The 17,353-nt window shown below is 53.1% G+C and carries 17 protein-coding genes; 11 read left to right on the top strand and 6 right to left on the bottom strand.

Annotated features, from left to right (window positions below; all coding sequences use genetic code 11):
* Window positions 1-23: 23 nt before the first annotated feature.
* Together D7D48_RS01620 and D7D48_RS01615 are read left to right on the top strand one after the other, a co-directional pair.
* Complete coding sequence (locus D7D48_RS01620) at window positions 24-1,202, top strand: acetyl-CoA C-acyltransferase (protein ID WP_125229639.1); 1,179 nt, start codon at window positions 24-26, stop codon at window positions 1,200-1,202.
* Between the two features lie 21 nt (window positions 1,203-1,223).
* Window positions 1,224-1,517 carry a putative quinol monooxygenase gene (locus D7D48_RS01615; protein WP_125229638.1) on the top strand — a complete coding sequence of 98 codons (294 nt, stop codon included), beginning with the start codon at window positions 1,224-1,226 and terminating at the stop codon, window positions 1,515-1,517.
* A 15-nt stretch (window positions 1,518-1,532) separates the two neighbouring features.
* On the opposite strand, the gene dgcA is transcribed toward D7D48_RS01615, so the two are convergent.
* Entirely contained in the window at window positions 1,533-2,516 is a 984-nt protein-coding gene (gene dgcA, locus D7D48_RS01610) for an N-acetyl-D-Glu racemase DgcA (RefSeq protein ID WP_125229637.1), read from the bottom strand.
* 76 nt (window positions 2,517-2,592) lie between these two features.
* On the bottom strand, window positions 2,593-3,825 hold the full coding sequence (locus D7D48_RS01605; RefSeq protein ID WP_125229636.1) for a polyhydroxyalkanoate depolymerase: 1,233 nt from the start codon (window positions 3,823-3,825) through the stop codon (window positions 2,593-2,595).
* 146 nt (window positions 3,826-3,971) lie between these two features.
* Here D7D48_RS01605 and D7D48_RS01600 point away from each other — a divergent pair, with 146 nt between their 5' ends.
* Window positions 3,972-5,771, top strand: coding sequence for an ABC transporter transmembrane domain-containing protein (locus D7D48_RS01600; protein WP_125229635.1), 1,800 nt, complete (start codon window positions 3,972-3,974; stop codon window positions 5,769-5,771).
* Between the two features lie 24 nt (window positions 5,772-5,795).
* Here D7D48_RS01600 and D7D48_RS01595 read toward each other — a convergent pair whose 3' ends face one another.
* Window positions 5,796-5,993, bottom strand: coding sequence for a YdcH family protein (locus D7D48_RS01595; protein WP_125229634.1), 198 nt, complete (start codon window positions 5,991-5,993; stop codon window positions 5,796-5,798).
* 170 nt (window positions 5,994-6,163) lie between these two features.
* Here D7D48_RS01595 and D7D48_RS01590 point away from each other — a divergent pair, with 170 nt between their 5' ends.
* From D7D48_RS01590 to D7D48_RS01560, 7 genes are all read left to right on the top strand, one after another.
* A complete protein-coding gene (locus D7D48_RS01590; protein WP_125229633.1) occupies window positions 6,164-6,334 on the top strand; it encodes a YdcH family protein in 171 nt (56 codons plus the stop codon).
* Between the two features lie 59 nt (window positions 6,335-6,393).
* Window positions 6,394-8,658, top strand: a complete 2,265-nt coding sequence (ptsP, locus tag D7D48_RS01585) for a phosphoenolpyruvate--protein phosphotransferase (RefSeq protein WP_125229632.1) — start codon at window positions 6,394-6,396, stop codon at window positions 8,656-8,658.
* 39 nt (window positions 8,659-8,697) lie between these two features.
* The gene (locus D7D48_RS01580; RefSeq protein WP_125229631.1) at window positions 8,698-9,351 is read left to right on the top strand and encodes a helix-turn-helix domain-containing protein; all 654 of its coding nucleotides are present in this window, start codon (window positions 8,698-8,700) and stop codon (window positions 9,349-9,351) included.
* 127 nt (window positions 9,352-9,478) lie between these two features.
* A complete protein-coding gene (locus tag D7D48_RS01575; protein ID WP_245964298.1) occupies window positions 9,479-10,381 on the top strand; it encodes a tetratricopeptide repeat protein in 903 nt (300 codons plus the stop codon).
* On the top strand, window positions 10,372-11,316 hold the full coding sequence (tilS, locus tag D7D48_RS01570; RefSeq protein ID WP_125229630.1) for a tRNA lysidine(34) synthetase TilS: 945 nt from the start codon (window positions 10,372-10,374) through the stop codon (window positions 11,314-11,316). Before D7D48_RS01575 ends, tilS begins: the two co-directional genes overlap by 10 nt.
* A gap of 111 nt (window positions 11,317-11,427) precedes the next feature.
* Entirely contained in the window at window positions 11,428-13,374 is a 1,947-nt protein-coding gene (gene ftsH, locus D7D48_RS01565) for an ATP-dependent zinc metalloprotease FtsH (protein ID WP_125229629.1), read from the top strand.
* Window positions 13,375-13,438: 64 nt separating this feature from the next.
* The gene (locus D7D48_RS01560; RefSeq protein ID WP_125229628.1) at window positions 13,439-13,798 is read left to right on the top strand and encodes a hypothetical protein; all 360 of its coding nucleotides are present in this window, start codon (window positions 13,439-13,441) and stop codon (window positions 13,796-13,798) included.
* Window positions 13,799-13,896: 98 nt separating this feature from the next.
* Here D7D48_RS01560 and D7D48_RS01555 read toward each other — a convergent pair whose 3' ends face one another.
* Window positions 13,897-14,820 carry a DUF3667 domain-containing protein gene (locus D7D48_RS01555; RefSeq protein WP_245964297.1) on the bottom strand — a complete coding sequence of 308 codons (924 nt, stop codon included), beginning with the start codon at window positions 14,818-14,820 and terminating at the stop codon, window positions 13,897-13,899.
* A gap of 252 nt (window positions 14,821-15,072) precedes the next feature.
* Window positions 15,073-15,417 (bottom strand): DNA-directed RNA polymerase subunit omega, encoded by a 345-nt coding sequence (rpoZ, locus tag D7D48_RS01550; RefSeq protein ID WP_125229626.1) that lies wholly within the window; start codon window positions 15,415-15,417, stop codon window positions 15,073-15,075.
* 67 nt (window positions 15,418-15,484) lie between these two features.
* Between rpoZ and D7D48_RS01545 the strand changes: the two genes are divergently transcribed.
* A complete protein-coding gene (locus D7D48_RS01545) occupies window positions 15,485-16,720 on the top strand; it encodes a phospholipase D-like domain-containing protein (protein ID WP_185739748.1) in 1,236 nt (411 codons plus the stop codon).
* On the opposite strand, the gene D7D48_RS01540 is transcribed toward D7D48_RS01545, so the two are convergent.
* On the bottom strand, window positions 16,721-17,347 hold the full coding sequence (locus D7D48_RS01540; protein ID WP_125229624.1) for a class I SAM-dependent methyltransferase: 627 nt from the start codon (window positions 17,345-17,347) through the stop codon (window positions 16,721-16,723).
* Window positions 17,348-17,353 lie beyond the last annotated feature (6 nt).

The following is a 17,353-nucleotide window of genomic DNA, read 5'->3' as shown; positions in this document are numbered from 1 at the left end:
TTTCACTTTAAGGAACCTCTCTCATGCGTGACGCAGTAATCGTATCCACCGCCCGTACCGCCATTGGCAAAGCCTATCGCGGCGGGTTCAACGCAACATCGGGCGCAACGCTCGGCAGCTACTCGTTGAAGGCCGCTGTTGCGCGCGCTGGCATCGAAGGCGGCGAAATCGATGACGTCCTTTGGGGCTCCGCGCTGCAGCAGGGCACACAAGGCGGCAACCTTGCCCGCCAAGTTGGTTTGCGCGCTGGCCTGCCCGTGTCGGTATCGGGCATGACGATGGATCGTCAATGTTCGTCGGGCCTGATGTCGATTGCGACTGCAGCAAAGCAAATCATCGTCGACAATGTTGATGTGATGGCGGCTGGCGGTCAAGAATCGATCTCATTGGTGCAAACCAAGGAAATGCGCGTTCAGCCAGACCGTGAACTGATCGAAATGCACAATGCCATTTACATGCCAATGCTGCAAACCGCGGAAGTTGTTGCCAAGCGGTACAATATCAGCCGCGATGCGATGGATGAGTATGCCCTGCAATCGCAGCAGCGCACCGCCGCTGCACAGGCCGCTGGCTATTTCGACGCCGAAATCGTGCCCGTGACCACGACCATGAACGTCGTGAACAAGGAAACCGGCGAAGTCAGCCAGAAAGAAGTGACCATAGCAAAGGATGAAGGCAATCGTGCGGATACGCAGCTGGCTGGCCTACAGGCGCTTCAGCCGGTGCTTGGCCCTGACATGACGATCACCGCCGGTAACGCAAGCCAGCTGTCCGACGGGTCATCGGCCTCCATCCTGATGGAAGCAAAATTGGCGGAGAAGAAGGGCCTCAACCCGCTTGGCCGTTATGTCGGCATGGCGGTTGCAGGCACAGAGCCAGACGAAATGGGCATTGGTCCCGTATTCGCCATCCCCAAATTGCTGCAGCGCTTTGGCCTGAAGATGGACGATATCGGCATCTGGGAACTGAACGAAGCCTTTGCCGTGCAAGTCCTGTACTGCCGCGACAAATTGGGCATTCCAAACGAATTGCTGAACGTCAATGGCGGGTCCATCTCGATTGGCCACCCTTATGGCATGACAGGCGCACGTTGCACGGGCCATGCCTTGATCGAAGGCAAGCGTCGCGGTGCGAAATATGGTGTTGTCACCATGTGCGTTGGCGGTGGCATGGGCGCCGCTGGCCTCTTCGAAATCTTTTAATCGCACATAAGGAACAGCCTCATGTCCGCCATTGGTGTAATAGCAACATTAACCGTTGCCGAAGGCAAGAACGCAGATTTTGAGGCTGTTTTTGCAGAATTGTCTGCAGCGGTTCGGGCCAATGAACCGGGGAACCTATTTTATACGCTCACCCGGTCGCGGTCCAACCCGCAAGTTTACAAAGTGCTGGAGCAATATGTCGATCAAGACGCGCTCACCGCACATGGCGCCAGCGACTATTTCAAGGCCGCTGGCCCCAAACTTGGCGCCTGCCTCGCTGGCGCACCGGAGATTGAGTATCTCGACGGCCTATAAGGCTTACAATCTGCATTAGGTCGGGGACAGGCGTCCGTCTGCAAAGACGAACCCGCCCGGCCGATCCTTTTGCAATAACGCAGGTCCATCAAGGTCAACCCATGATGCCGACTGCGCCACCAGAAACGCCGCCTGAATGGCAAGGCTGGTCGACAGCATACAACCAACCATGATATCCATCTTTGCGTTCTCCGCGGCCTTAGAGAGCGCCAGCACCTCGGTCAGGCCACCGGCTTTATCCAGCTTGATATTCACGCCCTGATATAATCCGGCGAGGCGTGGGACGTCCGCCGCAACATGGCAGCTTTCATCCGCAAAAATCGGCAAGGGCGACGATAGGTTGGCAAGCGCAGCGTCTTGTCCCGCGGGCAAGGGCTGCTCAATCATCGCAACGCCAAGCGTCTTGAGGACTTCTGCCTCGGCCACAATATCCATCGCGCGCCAGCTTTCATTCGCGTCCACAATGATCCGCGCTTTGGGTGCGCCAGCACGGACGGCAGCAACACGGTCACGATCCGCATCGCCATTTAGTTTGAGCTTCAATATGCCATAGCCACCTTCGGCCGCAGCGCGTGCATCGGCATGCATCGCATCGGGCGTGCCCAAGGAAATGGTGAAGGCAGTCTCCAACGGCGTGGGTGGTGATTTCATGCCGATCAACACCCAAAGCGGCTGTCCGGTCTGCTTGGTCTCCAAATCCCACAGCGCACAGTCCAACGCATTACGCGCCGCGCCAGGTGGCAGTTGGGTTTGCAAAAGCGCACGCGCCATCGGGACCGGGTGCGCCGCAAGTGCGTCGGCGATGCCCTCGACCTGACGCAGACATTTTTCAGCCGTCTCCCCGAGATAATAAATCGCCGTGCCCTCGCCTTGTCCGATATGCGTGCCATCGCTCACCGCGACCATGAGCAGGTCTACAAATGTCTTTGCCCCGCGCGCGATGGTAAAATGCCCATTGACCGGCCAGCGTTCGACAGTGGCTTTAATAAGCAAGGTCATAGCTGAAAACCCGCAAAAATCCGTGCTACGCAAAATGCTATTAAGCAGGTTCGAATAGGGAGGAACATATCGTCACTCAATTGTGGCTGGATATCCATTCTTCCACAACGGGCGCAATTTTTTCGCGCCATTTGCTGCCGTTGAAAATGCCATAATGGCCGACTTCTGGTGCCATATGATATTTTTTGAACGCCGCAGGCAAGCCCGTTGCAATGTTCAACGCGGCCTGTGTCTGGCCCAATCCGCTAATGTCGTCGCGTTCGCCCTCAATCGCCAGCAAACCAATATCGGTGATGGCCGCAGGATCCACCAGCTTGCCCCGATAGTTGAATTCCCCCTTGGGCAGCAAATGGCGCTGGAAAACCGTATCCACGGTTTGCAGGTAGAATTCTGCCGTCATATCGCACACCGCGCGATATTCGTCGTAAAATTCCTTATGCCGATCGGCACTTTCACCATCGCCTTTGACGAGGTCGGAAAACATCGACCAATGGCTCATCATATGATTGCCAAGGTTCATCGACATGAAACCCGAAAGCTGCAGAAAACCGGGATATACACGGCGGCCAGCGCCCTTGTAATAAGGCGGGACAGTTGCGATCACATTTTGCACAAACCATTCATGCGGGCGCTGGGTCGCATGGTTGTTCACCGCCGTTGGCGCTTCGCGCGTATCGATCGGCCCGCCCATCATCGTCAACGTGCGCGGACGCAGCGGATGGTCCTTCGCCGCCATCACTGCGGTCGCGGCATAGGCCGGAACAGACGGCTGGCAGACGGCCAACATATGCGCGCCGCGTCCGCCTGCGTCGGGGCCGAGAAATTCGAGCCACTCAATGAGATAATCAATATAGGTTTCGAGGTCAAAGCCACCGCCCGTCAGCGGCACATCGCGCGCATCTTTCCAATCGGTGATGTAGACATCATGCGTGACCATCATGCGCTCGACTGTCCCACGCAAAAGCGTCGCAAAATGCCCAGACATCGGCGCGCAGATGAGAAGCCGCGGCTTTGCACTGCTCCCTTCGTACACGAAACGCTTCAACTGGCCGAAAGGTTTGCGCGCTAAATTTTCTTCCTGAACCGCGAAATTTTTGCCATCGATGACAACTTCACGCAATCCGAATGCGGGCTTTCCGCGCGGTTGAACCGAATGGGCAAAAACTTCCAACGCAGAGGCCGTTATCGGCGCCACACCGCCATATTTGAACGGCGAAGGCAGCGCGCTAATCCATTCCGCCTGTTTTTGCGCCACCCAGCCTGCGCCGGCAAGCCAGCTGCGTTGAAGGTCATATCCTGTGTAAAGCATATTCAGGCCTTTAAAGTTTGCGACGGTAATATTCTGCCGCAATGGCCTGATGCTTTACGCATTTATTGTGCATTGCACCATAGGAAAAGCACCTTCATGAACTGTGGCGGATTGTTACCGGTTCGGCGCACTGCTAGGCGGGCGCAATGACAAACGATATTTCCGATACGCCAACCACAGCGCCATCCGAAGAGGCGGCTCCCGCTAAGCCTAAGCTTAACTTTGGCAGCTTGCGGATGATCGGGCATTTTACAATCAAATACCCGCGCCAGATCACTTATGCCCTGCTCGCGTTGATTGGAGCAGCGGCGTCTACGCTTGCAATCCCTTATGGCTTGCGCCTGATCATCGATGAAGGCTTTGTCAAAAATGGGGGAGATCCAGCGCCTTATTTCTATTTGCTGCTGGGCATCGTGGTTATCATCGGTGTTTCGACGGCGTTTCGCTTTTACTTTGTCAGTTGGCTCGGTGAACGTGTGGTGGGCGACATTCGTGTTGCGGTGCAACAAAATCTATTGCGCTTGGCTCCACGTTTTTTTGAAGAAAATCGTCCAGGCGAAATCGCCAGCCGCATGACTGCCGATACAGCGATTATCGAACAAATTGTCGGTACCACCGTATCCGTTGCGCTGCGCAATATCTTTATCGGCATTGGCGGCGTGACCTTGCTCTTCGGCCTCGCGCCAAGCCTAACCATATGGCTGCTCGCGGGTATTCCGGTCGTCGTTTTACCAATTGTGTTTCTCGGACGGCGGCTGGAAAAGGCTTCGCGCAAAAGCCAGGACAATGTCGCCAGTGTCGGCACAATCATTTCAGAAGCGCTGGGGGCCATAAAGATTGTTCAGGCCTTCGGCCAAGAAAGTCGCGAAGGCATAAGATTTGCCGATGCAGTTGAAGGCACCTTCAATGCCGCGAAGAAGCGCATCAGATTGCGGGCGTTTCTGACCGCACTCGTTATGGCTTTGATATTTGGTGGTATCACCTTACTCGTTTGGGAAGGCACCGACCAAGTTAAGGACGGCGTTATTACCTCGGGAACCTTGTTTGCGGTTGTCTTATACGGTGCATTGGTCGCAGGGTCATTTGGCGCGCTGACGGAAGTCTATGGCGACCTTGTGCGCGCCTCGGGCGCGGCTTCGCGCTTGGCCGAATTGCTGAATGAAGTGCCTGAGATCGCGCCGCCCGCTAACCCGGTTATCATGCCGCCTGCGCGCGGTCAGTTGGAATTCCAACATGTCCGCTTTCGCTATCCCACGCGCCCTGAGGTAGCGGCGCTTGATGATTTCAGCCTGAAAGTATCGCCGGGCGAAACCGTTGCAGTTGTCGGGCCGTCAGGCGCAGGCAAATCCACATTGTTCCAACTGGCTGAGCGTTTCTACGACCCTGAAGTAGGCACCGTGCGCATTGACGGTGTCGCGTTGACCAGCGCAGATCCTGCCGAATTCCGGCGCCGTATATCGTTGGTGCCGCAAGACACGGTGTTGTTCGCAGCTTCCGCGCGCGACAATCTGCGTTACGGCCAATGGGACGCGAGCGACGACGCAATCTGGGCAGCGGCTGAAAAAGCGAATGCAGCGGGCTTCCTAAGTGAATTGCCAGAAGGTCTTGAAACCTATCTCGGCGAAGGCGGTGCACGGCTGTCTGGTGGCCAGCGGCAACGTCTTGCCATTGCCCGCGCATTGCTGCGCGATTCGCCGATCTTGTTACTGGACGAGGCTACGAGCGCCTTGGACGCGGAAAGTGAGAAGCTGGTTCAAGATGCGCTGGAGCGCCTGATGGTTGGGCGTACCACAATCGTGATTGCACATCGTCTGGCGACCGTGCGTTCGGCCGACCGCATCATCGTGATGGACCAAGGCAAAATTGTTGAAGAGGGCGATCATGCGACGCTGAGCGCCGCAGGCGGATTATATGCCCGTCTCGCCAGCCTGCAATTTGATGCGTAAAAAGCCGAAACTAGCCGTTCACAACTAAGCGATAATGTCTGGGACCAATTGGTCTTCTAGGCGCATGATCTGGTCCTTCAAGACAAGCTTTTTCTTTTTAAGACGGGCGATTTGAAGTTGGTCGCTTAACGTCTGCGCGGTGAGCGCCTTAATGGCATCATCAAGATCGCGATGCTCAATCTTAAGCTGTACAAGCTGTTGCTGATACCCATCATCGTTCATGCAACTGCTCTACACAGACTGTGGTCTACAAGTCATCGTTAAAAAACCACGATTAGCCCAAATCTGGTTTTTAGGCGCGCTGGACCGATAATTATCCTCAAGACTCTCACAAAAATTCGTGATTTACTCCTTGGATCAGAAAGCCGAGTCTCAGACTGAAGGAGAATAATGTGCATAATAATCATCTGTCCGCGCTTCGTAACAAGCATGCCGAACTCGAACAAAAGCTGGAGCGCGAAGAAAACAGACCGCATCCAGACAGCAAAACCATTCTCGATCTGAAAAAACAAAAGTTACATCTTAAAGAGGCTATACTGCATGAAACGGCCTCAACAGGTTGACTACGAATAATTTAATAGTTTCTATCGCCTGCCCGTTCGGTCTCTGCTAGGTGTAGCCGATGGAAAGCGCTACACGTTCTGCCCGTAATATCCTGACTGGTCTGCACGAGGTAATGGCCTCGAAAAATCATGCGCAGGGTAAGCTGAACCATGTGGTCAACATCATTGGCGAAGCGCTGTCGAGCGAAGTGTGCTCGATTTATTTATTACGCGATGGTGCACTTGAATTATTTGCCACGCGCGGGTTGAACCAAGCTGCCGTGCATATCACGCGACTGGGTCTGGGCGAAGGTCTTGTTGGGACAATTGCTGAAAATGTCGAAACGCTGAACCTGGATCAGGCAGCGGCACATCCGAATTTTCGTTATGTCCCAGAAACGGGTGAAGAACGCTTTCACAGCTTTGCCGGCGTGCCGATTGTACGGTCCGAACGGGCTGTCGGCGTGCTCGCGGTCCAGCATGTCGAGCCGCGTAAATATGAAGAAGTCGAGATTGAGGCGCTTCAAACCGTTGCCATGGTGTTGTCGGAACTCATTGCCAACGCCGACCTAATTGACGAGCCAACCGCACGGGGCAGCAATGAAACCGGCACGATCAGTCTAACGGGATTACCGCTTGTTAAAGGCGCGGCCGCTGGCGTCGCTATTTTCCACCAGCCGAATGTGCGCATCGAGCATACGGTCGCCGAGGATATCGAAGCCGAGCGCCAACGCGTTTATTCCGCCTTCGATAAAATGCGTGAACAAATCGACCGCATGACCAGCCAGATTGATTTTGGCACTGGCGGAGAACATGAAGAGGTCATCGCGACATACAAAATGTTCGCTTATGATGAAGGCTGGAGCCGCCGGATCAATGAGGCCATTGATAGCGGTCTAACGGCCGAAGCCGCCATTGAGCGCGTTCAGCAACGCACGCGCATGCGCATGCGGCAGATTGACGACGCACTGCTTGCCGATCGCATGCACGATCTGGAGGATCTTTCGAACCGATTGCTGCGTATCGTTTCCGGGCAAATGAGCACCGCCGCGCAACTGGGGCTAAAGAAAGATTCTATCCTGATCGCGCGCAATTTGGGCCCAGCAGAACTGCTGGAATATGACAAAAGGCGTCTGCGCGGCGTGGTCCTAGAAGAAGGCTCGCTTACCGCGCATGTGGTTATCGTGGCACGTGCCATGGGCATTCCGGTTCTTGGTCGGGTGCGTGGCATTCGACACAAGGTGCGCGACGGCGACATGTTATTACTGAACGCCGATGACAAAAGCGTCATCGTGCGCCCTTCCTCTGCCGCAGAGGAAATATTTCAACATGATCTTGTTGATCGGCAGAAGAAAAAGGCGCGCTATGCCGCGATGCGCGATGAAGCATCCGTTACTAAAGACGGGGTGCCAGTTACATTAATGATTAACGCTGGCTTGCGCGATGACATGTCAGCTTTAGCGACCACCGGCGCGGAAGGTGTGGGCCTTTTTCGGACTGAGTTCCAGTTTCTAATTTCGGCGACCTTACCACAACGCGAGCGTCAGCAGCGCTTTTACCGAGACGTTTTAGACGCGGCGGGCGACAAGCCAGTCATTTTCCGCACGCTGGATATCGGCGGAGACAAGGCGCTCCCCTATCTGAAGGATGAGACAAACGAAGAGGAAAACCCCGCGCTTGGATGGCGCGCACTTCGGCTATCGCTTGATCACGCCGGATTAATGAAGGCGCAGGCGCGCGCGTTGATCGAGGCAGCGGCTGGTCGCACGCTAAACGTCATGTTCCCGATGGTTTCCGAGCCGTGGGAATTTGATGCTGCTAAGGCCATTTTCGACGGCCAGATTGAATTTTTAAGTCGGCAGAAGAAAGTGCTGCCTAACAAAATCCGTTTTGGCGCTATGCTTGAGGTTCCGGCCTTGGCTGAAACGCTTGATATCCTTCTGCCCAAGATTGACTTTCTGTCCATTGGCACCAACGATCTGACCCAATTTCTTTTTGCGGCGGACCGCGCAGATCCCCGCTTGGCAGAGCGCTATGACTGGCTGAGCCCTGCTATCCTGCGGTTCATTAGGCGGGTTGTGAAAGCTACAGACGGCCACGAGGTCGACGTCGCAGTGTGTGGCGAAATGGGTGGACGGACGCTGGAAGCACTAGCCTTGATGGGCATCGGCATTCGTCGATTGTCGATTACACCAGCCGCCGTTGGACCTATCAAGGCCATGATCCGATCAACCAGCCATTCTGATATTCGCGCAAAAATGAATGAACTGCTCAACAATCCTACAGAGAATTTGCGTGAAGAATTGACAGCTTGGGCAATTGGTCAAGGTATTGAAATCGGATAAAGAATTGCGCCTGTATTATCTAATTTTCTGCAATTAACATTGACATTATTGAATTGGCGCTCATTATCCGCGCAACTGCACGCAGAGGCGGGGGAGCGGGTCGTGGAGATTGCAGTGAACGAAATGCCTCTTGTGGAAGCGGAGCCTATGACTGTAGGTCAAGAGCTCAAGGCTGCGCGCGCGCGGATGGGCATGAGCCTCTCTGACCTCGCAGCCGAGACACGCGTGCCCATGCGCCATTTGGAATCTATTGAAAGATCCGAATTCAGCGCGTTGCCGGGGCATACATATACGATTGGTTTTGTTCGATCTTACGCACGCACGGTTTCTCTAGACGATATTGCGATAGTGAATGCACTGCGCGCCGAGTTATCGAGCGGCGGACATGAAAGATATGAGGCCCCGCTCCAAAATTATGAGCCAACCGATCCCGCACGTGTTCCTTCTAAGAATTTGGCATGGACAGCAGCGTCATTTGCCGCGTTGGTTCTAGCCGCTTATCTGATTTTCAGAACTTACGCATTACAGCCAAATCCAGAGCCGCAAACACCAACGTCAGTGCCCAAAACGGTGCCAACGGCTAAAACGCTAAAGCCAAACACGACCGTGGATGATACAGCTGTTACGAGTGGTAGCATAAATGAAAATGCGCCGCCGCCTGCGGCATCTTTGGTAGCCAACCCAAATCAGTGATCCTAATTTTTACGGCACGAATTTACGATATAGTTCAATTTTTTTATCGAAATGCAGCGATGGCCTTTATCGCAGGATTGCAGTAAGCTATACCCGTCGTTCGAGTTTAGTAAAGGGAAGTAACTTAATGTATATTCGGGGCGTTATTCTTGGCTGTGCAGCTTTCGCGCTCAGCGCACCAGTAATGGCGCAGGATGCGAATATTGACGGACGCGTAGGCAAACTCGAGAAGGAAATGCGGGCTGTTCAGCGCCAGGTATTCCCTAATGGCGCCGGTAAATTTGTCGAACCTGAGATTCAGTCACCGGCAGCACCAAGCATAACGAACAGTTCAACATCTGTAGCGGTTGATCTAACCGCGCGCATAGATGCGCTCGAAGCGCAGCTCGCAACACTGACTGGGCAAGTCGAATTGCAAGGCAACAATATGCGCGGACTTGAGGGCCGGTTGAAAATGATTGAGGCGCAACTGGCTGCCCAGGCGGTAGCGTCTGTTGAGACAGTTGCGCCAACAGCAGTGCCCACTGCTGCAGCGCCGAAAACTAAAACCAGCGTATCTCCAACAAAGCCGGCAAGCTCCGCTAAGCCAAACCCAGCTCGCGTCGCTGCGGTGGCCGCAATCGAGCGCCCCGCAAGTGGTGATGTGTTCGAAGATGGCTACACTTATGGCTACCGCTTATGGGAAGCCAAATTCTATCCGGAATCGCAAGCGATACTTGAAGAAATCGTCACAAAATTTCCGAAACATAAACGTGCAAGCTATGCGCGAAATTTGCTTGGCCGAGCATGGTTAGACGACAAAAAACCAGCAACTGCGGTGAAGGTTTTTTACGAAAATTATAAGGCTGATCCACGTGGTGACCGCGCGCCGGATAGCTTACTTTTCTTGGGCTCAGCTTTGACTGACCTTGGAAAGGCAGTGGAGGCATGCGAAGCTTTTGGTGAATTAGCAAAGGCATATCCTGATGCGGCGACTGGTCGCTTGGCCGAACGCCTCACATCCAGCAAAACAAGGGCTAAGTGCAAGTAACGCTAGAACCGGTCTTTCTCGACCGTTTTAGGGCAGCACTTTGCCGTCTAGGCTGTGCTGATGATCGCTTATTGTGTGCGGTTTCGGGCGGCCCCGATAGTCTTGCCCTTTTGCTGCTGGCGCAGCAAGCGTTGCCCGGCAAATTGGTTGCGGTAACTGTAGACCATCAATTGCGACCAGAGTCCGCTGGCGAGGCGAAAATTGTTGCAGAAATTTGCCGCAACTTGGACATACCGCATATCATTTTAACACCTGATGCAAAAATATCTGGCAACCTGCAATCATCCGCGCGCACGGCCCGTTACACCTTGTTGGAACGTGCGGCCGATGCGCAAAATTGCAAGCACATTGCCACAGCGCATCATGCCGATGACCAATTGGAAACACTGCTTATGCGGCTTGCACGGGGCAGCGGCGTCGATGGCTTGTCCAGCATTCGCGCCCGCAATGGCCGCGTCATCCGGCCAGTTTTAGAATTCACAAAAGCGGAGCTTGCCGAGATCTGCTCCATTGCCGGCATTCAAGCAGTCGACGACCCCAGTAACGCAAACATCGACTTTGATCGGGTTGCGATGCGGAACTGGTTGTCTAGCACGCAGCATCCATTTTCTGCACCTCGGGCGCTGCGGACAGCACGTGCATTAGCAGATGCGTCCGATGCTTTGGCCTGGATGACAGACACGCTGGCCGCACAGAGAATAAACCAAGTAAATGACGTTATCATCTGCAAGGCAAGCGGCCTTCCTCGTGAATTGAAACGACGGCTCTTAATCCGCTGCATCAGGACAATGGACATCAATATTGCGCCGCGGGGTGAAGCGATTGACCGATTGTTAGCCGACCTTGAAAATGCCCGAACTGCCATGATTGGCAATATCAAATGCCTGGGTGGAGATGATTGGCAGTTTTCCAAAGCACCCCCCAGGCGTAGTTGAGAAAAACAGCCCGTAATTTTGCCAATCGCTATATTGTCATTCACACATTCGACCCTACATTAGCCTAGTTAATCCACGTATTGAACGCGGGCACAGAACAAGGCAGCAATGATGAACGACGAACAAGAGCCCAAAAGCAACCCGATGCTCCGCAACTTGGCCATTTGGTCTGGGATTATTGTGGCGCTTTTGCTTGTCGCCTCGATATTTAACGGTTCGTCAGAAACGGCGAAGGGCATCAGCTATTCGTCTTTCCGCGACAAGGTTGAGGCGGGCGAAGTCAAATCCGTCGCGATCGCGCCAGAGCGTATCAGCGGCAAGCTGCAAAATGACGAAGCTTTCGTTACCGTTCCAATTCCGGGCGATAATAGCCTCTATCCGTTGCTGGATGAAAAAGGCGTAGATGTTCAAGGCAAAGCGGAAGAGCAGCCGAGCCTGATTCTAATCCTGTTATATCAAGCGCTGCCGTTTCTGCTCATCCTAGGCATCGCGTTTTTCGTTTTGCGGCAAATGCAAAAGGGCGGCGGCGCGGGTGGCGCCATGGGCTTTGGTAAGTCGAAGGCTAAATTGCTGACAGAAAAACATGGCAAGGTAACCTTTGATGACGTCGCCGGAATTGATGAGGCCCGCGAAGAGCTTCAGGAAATCGTCGAATTTTTGAAAGACCCGCAAAAATTCAGCCGCCTTGGTGGTAAGATTCCAAAGGGCGCTTTGCTTGTTGGTTCGCCGGGCACCGGTAAGACATTGCTTGCCCGCGCAATTGCCGGCGAAGCTGGCGTACCATTTTTTTCGATCTCGGGTTCTGACTTTGTTGAAATGTTTGTGGGCGTTGGCGCCAGCCGTGTACGCGATATGTTTGAGCAAGCGAAGAAAAACGCACCCTGCATAGTTTTCATTGACGAAATCGACGCAGTAGGCCGCAGTCGTGGCGCGGGCCTTGGCAATCAGAATGATGAGCGCGAACAGACATTGAACCAGTTGCTAGTCGAAATGGACGGTTTTGAAGCCAATGAAGGTATCATCATCGTTGCAGCGACCAACCGACCTGATGTCCTTGACCCAGCTTTGCTACGTCCCGGCCGTTTCGACCGTCAGGTTGTTGTGCCGCGTCCGGACATTGATGGCCGTGTCAAGATCCTCGCAGTACACATGAAAAAAGTGCCGTTGGCCCCTGATGTCGATGGGCGTGTGATTGCGCGAGGAACGCCGGGATTCTCCGGAGCTGACCTTGCCAACCTCGTGAACGAAGCCGCCTTACTGGCCGCACGTCGTGGCAAACGGTTGGTCGCGATGCAAGAATTTGAGGATGCCAAAGACAAGGTGATGATGGGCACCGAGCGTAAGTCGATGGTCATGACTGAAGATGAAAAGAAGATGACGGCTTATCATGAGGCGGGCCATGCTATCGTATCGATCCATGAGGCAGCATCGGACCCCATCCACAAGGCAACGATTATTCCTCGTGGTCGCGCTTTGGGTATGGTCATGCGGCTGCCTGAGCGCGATAATTACAGTTATCACCGTGACAAGATGCATGCCAACCTTGCGGTATCCATGGGTGGCCGTGTGGCAGAAGAATTAATCTTCGGCTATGACAAGGTCAGTTCAGGTGCATCGAGCGATATCCAATATGCAACCAGCCTTGCGCGCGACATGGTCACGCAATGGGGTATGTCGGACACTATGGGTCCACTCCAATATGAAGAGCGTCAAGAAGGCTATCTTGGCTATGGCATGTCGCAACGTTCAGCCATGTCGGACGAAACAGCGCGCAAGATCGATGCCGAAATTCGCAAGTTGGTTGAAGGCGGGCATAAACGGGCAACCGATTTGCTGACTGAACATAATGATCAGCTGCAGCTGCTAGCCAACGCGCTTCTAGAATTTGAAACGCTCTCTGGCGACGAAATAAATCAGCTTTTGGAAACTGGCAAATTCGAACGTGATGATGGCAAGGTCGTAAAGCCTTCGTCCATTCCAACGGTAGGCACCGCCATACCGAAGGCTGGACGCGGCAAATCTGCGCCGGTCGGAGATGCTACGCCACAAGGCATTTAGTTTTCAGCTTTTATTTGCGACCTCTACGCATTATCCCCAATCGGGAGAGAGTTGAGGTCACAAAATGAAATATGCTGTGCTTGTGGTCGTGGGTGCTCTGTTGTGCTCTGTTCCAGCCAATGCCATGGACGCTGAAACCTTTTTTGTAAAAGCTGTAGCTTTGCAAAAAAAGGGCATGGGCGCGGTCTTTGCGAAAGACTTGAAGCCAATGATCCGCGTTTTTGAAGAAGCGGCGAAGTCTGTCAAAGCCGAGAATGAGGCAGCGCGCGCAGCAGGGTCCCCATTATTCTGCGCGCCTAAGAAATATAGGCTAAATGCAGAGCAGTTCATTGGTGAATTCAGTAAAATTCCGAAAGAACGCAGGCAAGTTCAGTCGGTTCGCGATGCGTGGCGTGAAATAGTCATCCGCCGCTTTCCTTGCTGAATTTCAGAATCAAAACGATGCGCAGGTAATAGCGCTCATCACAAATTGGCGGCTATCGCGTCAAATTTGGGCAACAGAAAAAAACGCCATATATGCTTTCAAGTAACGCCAATTGTGATGACGAGAACGGCAAATAAGGTCAGCGCCGTAATCGCAAAAACGGATAGCAAGCACATACGCAAGAAAGCACTAAATCGTGATGTCTGATAAGCGCCTCGCAATTGCCGATACATATGGATCGGCGGATAAAGACTAAGCAGTAATCCGCCTATAACCTCGGTTTGAGGGAAGCTGATTAACAATGTGCATATCACACCTAATTGCATAATGAACGTCAGCGAATAGGTCACAAATACAGCATGATCGAACATCTTATATTGCCGCCGCCAGAAAAAAAGCAGCCAAACAAAGGGCACCGAAATCGGAATTAGGGCCCAGCTATATTTATATGCATTGGACTGCATTTTGTAGAGCAGCAACTGTGGGTTTTTGGTCGCTGTTTCAGCCGCTTTTATTAGAGCAGCGGCACCTGGAAAATCGGTGTCCCTAAGGCTTGGGTTGTCAGTCTTCCCTTTATTGGCGCCAAAGGTTCCGGCCGCTGTACCCATAAACCGCAAACCGAGCTTGTCAGAGCTAAGCTGTTCTTCAAGCGCGGCTGTTGGCTTGCCCGCGTCACGCGCATCAATGATTTCATTTTCTAAACGCGTTATTTTTGTTTGTAACTTTTGCCGTTCCAGCGCGAAATCGGGACTATCAATTGTCACCTGGAGGGAGCCGTCATCTGCGCCGCTCATGCCCGTGTCATCTGGCATCAGCTGGTTAACCACCGCAAAGGTAAGAAAAACAGTGAACAGAAACAGTGCCAATGGAGATACAAACTTCGCCCGCTCGCCGTGGACATAACGACGCGTCAGTTCACCGGGATTCCAAAACAAAAGCGGCAACGTCCGCCAAATCTTGCCATCAAAGTGCAGCACACTGTGTAGGATATCATGCCCAAACGCTCCAATCGTCCGGTGCACAGACCCCTTTTGTCCGCAGGCGTGGCAATGCGCACCAAGCAGATCGGTGCCGCAATTAAGGCATGTCCCAGATTGCCCACATCCCTCGCCTGCTGACGGTTCGACGGCCCGGGCAACTGCTGCACCGGTGACGATATCTGCTGCTTCCCCCAAATCTCCGTCCATTTCATTTGTTTATCAGCACGGTGTCCGAAAGCCAAAAGAAAAGGCCCGGACGAGCCGGGCCTGATCCATTCCACAATGATGTGAATATTACCGATCGTAATCGCGCTGCATGCCTGCACCACGTGCTGGCGCAGCGGCAGTCAAACGGAGAGCCTCGGCGGACAAGCTGATCGAGCCAACCTCATCCGCTTCTTCATCCTCATCAACCTGTACCTTCTGAAGCGACTGCACAAGGCCTTCCTTCAACTGGTCGGGACGAACGGTTTCCTCGGCGATTTCGCGCAAAGCAACGACAGGATTTTTATCACGATCACGATCGATGGTCAGTTCAGCGCCACCAGAGATTTCACGCGCACGCTCGGCGGCGAGTAATACAAGGTCAAACCGGTTGGTGATCTTGTCGATGCAATCTTCAACAGTAACGCGTGCCATATTGGCTCCTGATTCTTCGTATTTTCGGAAAGTTGCTTGCCACTAAAGATTAAAGGGCAAAATGTCAATGAAAAGGGCGGCTCGCTTGCGGCGCACTGTGCAAAGCGGTATCGCTAACAACATGACAGTCCAATCAGGCAAGCTCCGCTTCCCCGGAACGCACTTTCAGGTTGGGGACCATGACCTGCACTTGGTTCATCAGCCGCAAGATCGCCTGAACGCCCTTTTGCAGCTCATCGCAATGGCGCAAAAATCGATACAAATGTTTTTCTATATGTTTTGTGCAGACGAGACCGGTCAGCAAATGCGTGACGCGCTCGTTATGGCGGCGACGCGCGGCGTGCGCGTGCAATTGATTATAGACAGCTTTGGATCAACACAGGTGAGCGATAGGTTCTTCGACGCTTTGCTTGACGCAGGCGGCGAATATCACAGCTTCAGTACCCGCAAGGGCCTTGGCTACCTGATCCGTAATCACCAGAAGATGCTGATCATTGATGCTATCCACGCGCTTGTAGGCGGTTTCAACATTGCCGATTCCTATTTCGGGCGTGCAGGTGACGATAGCTGGGAAGATCTTGGCATAATCGTATCTGGTCCGCAGGCCCAACGACTGAGCGATTATTTCGAGGATATGGCGCAAGCGTCGAATGGCGGCAACGTCAGTTTCCGACAGATACGCAATATTATTCGCCAATGGCGGCCGGGTATTGGTCAAGTGCAATGGTTACTAGGCGGCCCAACGAACCGGATTTCGCCATGGGCGCTCACCTTCAAACGATCCTTGGATATCGGCAAGAAATTTGACATTGTTTCTGCCTATTTTTCGCCTTCCCAAACCATATTACGGCGCCTTGCCAAGACCGCCAGGCGCAACAAAGGGTCGCGCCTCATAATGGCTGGAAAGACCGATAATGGGGCAACCATTGCCGCTGCGCGGTTGCTTTATCGCTATCTGATGCGCCGCAAAACTCGGATTTTCGAATATCAACCGCGTCCACTCCATATGAAGCTTATGGTCATTGATGACATGGTCTATATTGGTTCCGCAAATTTGGATATCCGCAGCATGTTTATCAATTTGGAAATTATGGTGCGCATCAAAGACGCTGGCCTTGCTTTGCATATGTGCACGCTGATTGACGAACTTGTCTCCCAATCGGAAGAGCAGACACGGGTTCTGTTAAAAAAGCGGGACACTATTTGGAGCCGGTTTAAGGCTGGCATTGCCTATTTTTTGGTCAATTCCGTCGATTACACGATTGGTCGCCGGATCAAATTCCGCTTGATCCGAAAATCATAATCAATCTTTCCAGCCCCAGAACAGGTGGCAAGGCAATATATTCCATAAAGAATACCCATGGACGATCCTGCGGAAATGCGGTGTCATAAAATCACGCGCTCGGGCGCGAAATTGATAGACAAGAAATGCACCACCGGGCCGGATCGCCGTTGCAGTTTCCTTGGCAATTATTGGCCCAAGATCCTTGGGCAGTGTCGAAAATGGTAGGCCTGATAGAATATAGTCCGCATGTGCAAACCCGAAATTGTTTATGATTGCGTTCACCTCCGCCGCCGAACCATGGACCGCGATGAAGCGACTATCGCGAATATTGTGGCGCAGATATCCAATAAAATCTTTGTTTAAATCGATGACCAGCAGCGTGGCATCGGGGCGCATGAGGTCCAATATGGGCTGGCAGAAAGTCCCAATGCCCGGTCCAAATTCCACAAACAATTTCGTGTTGTCCCAATCGACTGGCGCCAACATTTTTTTCACTGTCTGCGACGACGATGGGACGATCGACCCGACCATCATCGGATGTTTGATAAAGCCTTTCAAGAAAACGCCCCACGGACCCAAAAAGAGTTGCACGCGGCCCTTCATGCGTTTCAACACCGTTTTTTTAGTCCAGTTTGTAGATATCATAAAAGG

This window comes from Sphingorhabdus wooponensis (assembly GCF_003933235.1).
GTDB lineage: Bacteria > Pseudomonadota > Alphaproteobacteria > Sphingomonadales > Sphingomonadaceae > Sphingorhabdus_B > Sphingorhabdus_B wooponensis.
This window is presented reverse-complemented; position numbering and strand designations above follow the sequence as displayed.